This is a genomic window from Pseudomonas sp. Rh2 (genome assembly GCF_040762985.1).
Taxonomy (GTDB): domain Bacteria; phylum Pseudomonadota; class Gammaproteobacteria; order Pseudomonadales; family Pseudomonadaceae; genus Aquipseudomonas; species Aquipseudomonas taiwanensis.
The window spans coordinates 5,367,114-5,374,642 of record NZ_CP142890.1; the positions used below are offsets into that span (position 1 = coordinate 5,367,114).

General features: G+C 56.3%; 10 protein-coding genes and 4 tRNA genes. All 14 read right to left on the reverse strand.

Going from position 1 to position 7,529, the window contains the following annotated elements; genetic code table 11:
* Positions 1 to 38: 38 nt before the first annotated feature.
* Positions 39 to 407, reverse strand: coding sequence for a 50S ribosomal protein L7/L12 (gene rplL / locus VXM67_RS24575; RefSeq protein WP_011531883.1), 369 nt, complete (start codon positions 405 to 407; stop codon positions 39 to 41).
* Between the two features lie 78 nt (positions 408 to 485).
* On the reverse strand, positions 486 to 986 hold the full coding sequence (rplJ, locus tag VXM67_RS24580) for a 50S ribosomal protein L10 (protein WP_003257082.1): 501 nt from the start codon (positions 984 to 986) through the stop codon (positions 486 to 488).
* Positions 987 to 1,185: 199 nt separating this feature from the next.
* A complete protein-coding gene (rplA, locus tag VXM67_RS24585; RefSeq protein WP_023382637.1) occupies positions 1,186 to 1,881 on the reverse strand; it encodes a 50S ribosomal protein L1 in 696 nt (231 codons plus the stop codon).
* Positions 1,881 to 2,312 (reverse strand): 50S ribosomal protein L11, encoded by a 432-nt coding sequence (gene rplK / locus VXM67_RS24590; protein ID WP_023382638.1) that lies wholly within the window; start codon positions 2,310 to 2,312, stop codon positions 1,881 to 1,883. Before rplK ends, rplA begins: the two co-directional genes overlap by 1 nt.
* A 119-nt stretch (positions 2,313 to 2,431) precedes the next feature.
* The gene (nusG, locus tag VXM67_RS24595; RefSeq protein ID WP_011531880.1) at positions 2,432 to 2,965 is read right to left on the reverse strand and encodes a transcription termination/antitermination protein NusG; all 534 of its coding nucleotides are present in this window, start codon (positions 2,963 to 2,965) and stop codon (positions 2,432 to 2,434) included.
* 9 nt (positions 2,966 to 2,974) lie between these two features.
* Positions 2,975 to 3,343 (reverse strand): preprotein translocase subunit SecE, encoded by a 369-nt coding sequence (gene secE, locus VXM67_RS24600; protein ID WP_008089117.1) that lies wholly within the window; start codon positions 3,341 to 3,343, stop codon positions 2,975 to 2,977.
* A 44-nt stretch (positions 3,344 to 3,387) separates the two neighbouring features.
* Positions 3,388 to 3,463 (reverse strand) — tRNA-Trp (locus tag VXM67_RS24605).
* A gap of 54 nt (positions 3,464 to 3,517) precedes the next feature.
* The gene (gene tuf / locus VXM67_RS24610) at positions 3,518 to 4,711 is read right to left on the reverse strand and encodes an elongation factor Tu (protein WP_023382632.1); all 1,194 of its coding nucleotides are present in this window, start codon (positions 4,709 to 4,711) and stop codon (positions 3,518 to 3,520) included.
* Positions 4,712 to 4,791: 80 nt separating this feature from the next.
* Positions 4,792 to 4,867, reverse strand: a tRNA-Thr gene (locus tag VXM67_RS24615).
* 28 nt (positions 4,868 to 4,895) lie between these two features.
* A tRNA-Gly gene (locus VXM67_RS24620) sits at positions 4,896 to 4,969 on the reverse strand.
* 24 nt (positions 4,970 to 4,993) lie between these two features.
* A tRNA-Tyr gene (locus VXM67_RS24625) sits at positions 4,994 to 5,077 on the reverse strand.
* A 152-nt stretch (positions 5,078 to 5,229) separates the two neighbouring features.
* The gene (locus VXM67_RS24630; protein ID WP_023382639.1) at positions 5,230 to 5,655 is read right to left on the reverse strand and encodes a hypothetical protein; all 426 of its coding nucleotides are present in this window, start codon (positions 5,653 to 5,655) and stop codon (positions 5,230 to 5,232) included.
* 7 nt (positions 5,656 to 5,662) lie between these two features.
* Positions 5,663 to 6,412 (reverse strand): pantothenate kinase, encoded by a 750-nt coding sequence (locus VXM67_RS24635; RefSeq protein WP_023382640.1) that lies wholly within the window; start codon positions 6,410 to 6,412, stop codon positions 5,663 to 5,665.
* The gene (gene birA, locus VXM67_RS24640; RefSeq protein WP_023382641.1) at positions 6,402 to 7,361 is read right to left on the reverse strand and encodes a bifunctional biotin--[acetyl-CoA-carboxylase] ligase/biotin operon repressor BirA; all 960 of its coding nucleotides are present in this window, start codon (positions 7,359 to 7,361) and stop codon (positions 6,402 to 6,404) included. Before birA ends, VXM67_RS24635 begins: the two co-directional genes overlap by 11 nt.
* Positions 7,362 to 7,529: the final 168 nt, after the last annotated feature.

Below are 7,529 nucleotides of genomic sequence, written 5' to 3' on the forward strand. Positions count from 1 at the left end.
CTTCGCTCAACGCTCCGGCTGGAGTCGCAAGGTCGAGATTACTTCAGCTCGACTTTAGCGCCAGCTTCTTCCAGCTTCTTCTTCGCGTCTTCAGCGGCTTCTTTCGAAACGCCTTCAGCGATAACCTGAGGAGCGCCGTCGACTTTCTCTTTGGCTTCTTTCAGGCCCAGACCGGTCAGTTCACGAACGGCCTTGATCACGTTTACTTTCTTGTCGCCAGCTTCGGTCAGAACGACGTTGAACTCGGTCTGCTCTTCAGCAGCAGCGGCAGCAACAGCTGGGCCAGCGGCAACAGCGGCAGCAGCGGTAACGCCGAAGGTTTCTTCCATCGCTTTGATCAGTTCAACAATTTCCAGAACAGTTTTCTGGCCGATCGCTTCGATGATTTGTTCGTTAGTCAGAGACATGACTTAAATCCTGTATTGGGGTGACAGCCTACGCAGCCATCAAATTAAACGTATGATTTTGAAAGAGTTGCGCGTGCCTTAGGCAGCAGCAGCTTCTTTCTGGTCGCGCAGAGCTGCCAGGGTACGAGCCAGCTTGCTGGTTGCACCTTGGATTACGCTCATCAGCTGTGCGATAGCCTCGTCGCGAGTTGGCAGGGTTGCCAGCACGTCGATCTGGTTAGCGGCAAGGAACTTGCCGTCAAACGCAGCTGCCTTGATCTCGAACTTGTCCTGACCCTTGGCGAACTCTTTGAACAGACGAGCAGCAGCGCCCGGGTGTTCGTTGGAGAAAGCAATCAGGGTCGGGCCTTTGAACGCGTCGTTGAGGATCGAGAATTCGGTGCCTTCAACAGCGCGCTTGAGCAGGGTGTTACGTACGACACGTACGTAAACGCCAGCTTCGCGGGCCTCTTTACGGAGTCCGGTCATTGCGCCTACAGTCACACCACGGGCATCAGCCACGACAGCGGACAGAGCGACTTTGGCAGCCTCGTTGACTTCAGCGACGATGGCCTTCTTGTCTTCGAGTTTAATTGCCACGGGTTTACTCCTGGTTTTTACCGTTTCATCTGGCCGAAGCCGGATGTCGTTTTGGTGTCTGATTCGGTAACGAATCGGGAGCACCATCTGCGTAGGCTTGTGGTTTAAGGCTTGCGCCGCCTACGGTCTTGGATAGCCCCCGCCAGGCAGGGACCCCAATTTTTTGCTGGTGGCGCGACGAATCGCGCCACCATCGGTCTTACGCGTTCAGCGAGCTCTGGTCGATGACCAGGCCTGGGCCCATGGTGGTGCTCAGGGTAACGCGTTTGACGTAGATACCTTTCGAAGAAGCAGGCTTGATACGCTTCAGATCAGCGATCAGTGCCTCAACGTTTTCCTTCAGCTTGCCAGCTTCGAAGCCGACCTTGCCAACGGAGGTGTGGATGATACCGTTTTTGTCGGTACGGTAGCGAACCTGACCAGCCTTGGCGTTTTTGACAGCCGAAGCGACGTCTGGCGTCACGGTACCAACTTTCGGGTTAGGCATCAGGCCGCGCGGACCCAGAACCTGACCCAGCTGACCTACAACGCGCATTGCATCAGGCGATGCGATGACGACGTCATAGTTCAGGTCGCCGCCTTTCATTTCGGCAGCCAGATCGTCCATACCTACGCGGTCAGCGCCAGCAGCCAGAGCGGCTTCAGCAGCAGGACCCTGGGTGAAGACGGCAACACGTACGGTCTTGCCAGTGCCGTGTGGCAGCACGGTAGCGCTACGAACGACCTGGTCGGATTTACGCGGGTCAACGCCGAGGTTGACGGCAACGTCGAAGGACTCGCTGAACTTCACGGTGGACAGTTCGGCCAGCAGCACTGCTGCTTCTTCGAAGTTGTAAACTTTGCCAGCTTCGACTTTCGAAGCAATGGCCTTTTGGCGCTTGGTCAGCTTAGCCATTACACACCCTCCACGTTCAGACCCATGCTGCGGGCAGAGCCAGCGATGGTGCGTACAGCTGCGTCCAGGTCAGCAGCGGTCAGATCAGCCTGCTTGGTCTTGGCGATCTCTTCCAGCTGAGCACGGTTGACGGTACCAACCTTGACAGTGTTCGGACGAGCCGAACCGCTGGTCAGGCCAGCAGCCTTCTTCAGCAGAACCGAAGCAGGGGTGCTCTTGGTTTCGAAAGTGAAGCTACGGTCACTGTAAACAGTGATGATCACTGGAGTCGGCAGACCTGGCTCTTGACCCTGAGTACGGGCGTTGAAGGCCTTGCAGAATTCCATGATGTTCACACCGTGTTGACCCAGTGCTGGACCAACGGGTGGGCTTGGGTTGGCCTGGCCGGCCTTAACTTGCAGCTTGATGTAAGCCTGAATCTTCTTAGCCATGAGCTACTCCAATATCGGGTACGAACGCCAGATGGCTCCCCGGATGACTTGCGTTTTATCCCAGTGACGACAAAACCCCGCAGCACACAGGGCTGCGGGGTATGGGATGCGTTGTCCGCCTAGACCTTTTCGACCTGGCTGAACTCGAGCTCCACCGGAGTAGAGCGACCGAAAATGAGCACCGCCACCTGGAGGCGACTCTTTTCGTAGTTAACCTCTTCGACGCTACCATTGAAGTCAGCAAACGGACCATCAATGACTCGAACCACTTCACCCGGCTCGAAGAGCGTCTTCGGCTTCGGCTTATCACTACCGTCAGCCACGCGACGCAGGATAGCTTCAGCTTCTTTATCAGTGATCGGCGCAGGCTTATCTGCGGTACCACCGATAAAGCCCATCACACGAGGGGTGTCCTTGACCAAGTGCCAAGTCCCTTCGTTCATCTCCATCTGGACCAGAACGTAGCCAGGGAAGAATTTGCGCTCACTTTTGCGCTTCTGGCCGTTGCGCATCTCAACGACTTCTTCGGTCGGGACCAGGATCTCGCCGAATTCGTCTTCCATGCCAGCCAGCTTGACGCGCTCGATCAGCGACCGCATCACATGCTTCTCGTAACCCGAGTAAGCATGCACAACATACCAACGCTTAGCCACGGGACACCTTTAGCCAACGATCAAGGAGACCGCCCAGCCGAGCAGGGAATCAAGACCCCACAGCAGCAGTGCCATAACCAACACGACAGCCACGACAATCAGAGTGGTCTGGGTGGTTTCCTGGCGGGTCGGCCACACGACTTTACGAATCTCGGTACGAGCTTCCTTCGCCAGCGCAAAGAACGACTTACCCTTCGCAGTCTGCAGAGCAACGAAGCCTGCGACAGCAGCCAGGGCGAGAAGTGCAAGGACGCGATACAGGATTGGAGAGGCGGAGTAATACTGATTACCCACAACGCCAACGACTACCAAAGCCACTACAGCCAGCCACTTGAACAGATCAAAACGCGATTCTTGGGCTTCAGTCTTGGGCGTCATCGGGGAGGATCCTGTGAGAAGAAAGCCAATCACACCGAGGTGAATGGCAGGTCAGGAGGGAATCGAACCCCCAACCTACGGTTTTGGAGACCGTCGCTCTGCCAATTGAGCTACTGACCTATAACGCTGTATCAGGCCGGCCATTATACCGGCCCGATCAAGTAAATCAACTACTTATTCAATAATTTTTGCTACGACGCCGGCGCCGACGGTACGACCGCCTTCACGGATAGCGAAGCGCAGACCGTCTTCCATTGCGATGGTCTTGATCAGGGTGACAGTCATCTGAATGTTGTCACCTGGCATTACCATTTCAACGCCTTCCGGCAGTTCGCAGTTACCGGTCACGTCAGTGGTACGGAAGTAGAACTGAGGACGGTAGCCTTTGAAGAACGGAGTGTGACGACCGCCTTCTTCCTTCGACAGAACATAGACTTCTGCGGTGAACTTGGTGTGCGGCTTGACCGAACCTGGCTTGACCAGAACCTGGCCACGCTCAACGTCGTCACGCTTGGTACCACGCAGCAGAACGCCGCAGTTCTCGCCAGCACGACCTTCGTCCAGCAGCTTGCGGAACATCTCGACACCGGTGCAGGTGGTGGTCGAAGTTTCACGCAGACCAACGATTTCCAGCGGGTCTTGAACGCGAACGATACCACGCTCGATACGACCGGTAACAACGGTACCACGACCCGAGATCGAGAATACGTCTTCGATCGGCATCAGGAACGGCTGGTCAACGGCACGAACTGGCTCAGGAATGTAGGCATCCAGAGTTTCTACCAGCTTCTTGACAGCGGTAGTGCCCATTTCGTTGTCGTCTTTGCCTTCCAGCGCCATACGAGCCGAACCGATGATGATCGGAGTGTCGTCGCCTGGGAAGTCGTAGGTGGACAGCAGGTCGCGAACTTCCATCTCGACCAGTTCCAGCAGCTCAGCGTCGTCTACCAGGTCAGCCTTGTTCAGGAAGACCACGATGTACGGAACGCCAACCTGACGGGACAGCAGGATGTGCTCACGGGTTTGTGGCATCGGACCATCGGCGGCCGAGCAAACCAGGATCGCGCCGTCCATCTGGGCAGCACCGGTGATCATGTTCTTCACGTAGTCAGCGTGACCTGGGCAGTCAACGTGAGCGTAGTGACGAATGTTCGAGTTGTACTCGACGTGAGCGGTGTTGATGGTGATACCGCGCGCTTTTTCTTCCGGAGCCGAGTCGATCTTGTCGAACTCAACGACTGCCGAACCGAAAACTTCGGAGCAGACGCGAGTCAGAGCTGCGGTCAGAGTGGTTTTACCATGGTCAACGTGGCCGATAGTGCCAACGTTCACGTGTGGTAGGGAACGATCAAACTTTTCCTTAGCCATCGATACAATCCTCCGCAGAAGAAAATAGTCACACCGCTGATAAAACAAAGGCAGATATTTTCATATCTGCCTTGTTTATATGGAGCTCTTGAGCGGACTTGAACCGCTGACCTCACCCTTACCAAGGGTGTGCTCTACCAACTGAGCTACAAGAGCGAAACACTTTGTGCAAAACCAGCAAACTTGGAGCGGGTAGCGGGAATCGAACCCGCATCATCAGCTTGGAAGGCTGAGGTTCTACCACTAAACTATACCCGCGGAGCTTGCAGCTCTCGCTAAAACTGGTGGAGGGAGAAGGATTCGAACCTTCGAAGCTCTCGCAACGGATTTACAGTCCGTCCCCTTTGACCGCTCGGGAATCCCTCCAGATGTGGCCGGCATTCTATTTGTCTGCCGTCCTAGTGTCAAGCGTTTTTTCAAATTTTTTCAATCAAATCCGAAACTTAGCTGCTTTGACACTGCTTCCAGTTCCGCCACCTTGGTGGTGTTCCCTGTGAAGCGGGCGCCATTCTATCAAGCTATTCGCCAGTTGCAATACCCTGGCAGAAAATAATTTTATGTTTTAAGTCTTTGAAATCGTTGGAAAGTGTCGAGAGGACCACAGGGTCCAGCAAACGCTCGCTTTGCGGACTGACCTTGAGCCAACGACCCTCCGCGCCAGCCAGCTGCCCAGACACCGGCACGGCGCTGATATCAAGACTCAACAGACGCTGGCGCAGCTCATCAAGCTCCTCTTGAGTCGCCAGGCCTCCCACCACAAGACACTCATCTCGCCGCTTGGCCGGTGCATTGATCCCCGCCTCCCGCAGTAGACGGATCTCTTGCTGATTTCCCTTGTACAGCGACAGGGGGGCGACTTCCTTGACCTTCAGCGGGGCTTCCTGCTGGTGCCATACGTAATAGACGACGTTAAGCACCACCAACAACAGAAACAACCAACGCATAGGCACCTCAATCCAATGGGCAGGCCATGGCCAGACCGACGAACACCAGGTCAGGCACGACTCGCGCCTGAGGCACGGCATCTCTTACCAGCGGGGCATCCCCGCCTGTGAGAAATACCGCGAAATCATCCCCCCACAAACTACGCGCCTGCTCGAGCTGGGTGCGCGCAAAACCCTGGAGCATGAGCACGCAACCGCGCTCGACCGCTTCAACGGTGGAGCGCCCTGGCGCCAGACTGGTCAGCGCCCGCTCTGCCGATGCATCGTCGTATCGAATGCGACGGGTATGGGTGCGCAGTTGACTGCGCATCAGTGGCATACCGGGGCAGATGTAGCCGCCAAGATGCTCACCATCAGCAGCGACGAAGTCGGCTTTCGCTGCGGTACCAAGGTCGATGACCAAGCAGGCCCCCTTGGCAAGGTGAAAAGCACCCAGTGCAGCCAGCCAGCGATCCATGCCCAAGCGCTGGTAATCTTCGTAGCCATTACGCACACCGGACATTTCCTGCGCTGGCTGGGCGACCTGCACTTCAACCGAAAACGCCTGGGCAAGAAGGACGCAAAGCGCTTCAGTTTCGTCCTCACTGCGGACACTGACCATGCGACAGCCAGACAAATGAGCAGATGCCAACGCCGCCACTTGCTCAACCAGGGCCTGGTCGGAGTCGACGATGCCACCCCCTACGATAGTGGCGTCAGTCGTGTGTATGACCCGCCACTTTATGAAACTGTTTCCGCAATCGAGCTCAAGAATCATCACGCAACCTCAAACTGAGCTCTCCGCCACTGAAGCTCTTTTCCACACCATCGACTTCAAGGCGCAAACCGCCCTGCCCGTCCACGCCTAACACCACGCCATCGATCCGGGTGGTGCCAGCAATCAACGATACATTATGCCCTTGCCATAGATGTGCCTGCTCCCACTCTTCCTGGAATGCTGCAAAACCGTATCGACGGTGGCGCGACAACTCATGCTGTAGTTGCTGGGTAAGGGCCGACACCAGGCGATTTCGGTCAATACTTGCACCAAGCTCCCGCCGCATCGAGGTCCAGGCCTGGTCAACCTGTTCGTTGACCTGCATGTTCACATTGATACCAACTCCAAGCACCACGTGGCAGACATCAGCGGGATCGCCGACCAACTCAAGCAGGATGCCAGTAATCTTCTGCCCCCTGACCAGCACGTCATTAGGCCATTTCAGCCCCACCTCTTTCACGCCGAATGCCTGCAGTGTCCGCATGACCGCCAAGCCGACGACCAGACTCAACCCTTCAAGTTGCCGCATCCCACCATCGATACGCAGCACCAGGCTGTAGTAAAGGTTTTCGGCAAACGGACTTACCCACTGGCGCCCACGCCGCCCTCGGCCAGCACTTTGGCGCTCAGCGAGCACCACGAAGGGGGCAACCTGCCCCTGTGTGGCGAGCCTCAAGCCTTCGGCATTGGTGGAGTCGATGGTGTCATGGATGAATACCGGCCATTGTTCCCCCTGGGAAAACTCGGCGATCGCTTGCTCCTCGAGCAACGCCAAGGGCGCGGCGAGTTGATAGCCGCGTCCACGAACCTTGTGGATAGTGAGGTTCAGTTCACTTTCGAGGTGCTGTAGCTGTTTCCAGACGGCACTACGACTCACCCCGAGGGCTGCACCCAAGGCTTCTCCGGAATGGAACCGGCCATCCTTGAGGAGATTCAACAACTTCAGCATGCCAGTCTCGACTTGGAATAAGGCTGGCATGATAGCTATGGGTAATGGGCTTGCATAGGAAAAGGGCCCCGATATAGCGGCCATACGCTCATGAATGGGGCATGAAGGGGGCTGCGCGGCTGATACGCTAAGACGAACTGCGGCCCATGGCACGGCTAGCCTGCGCCA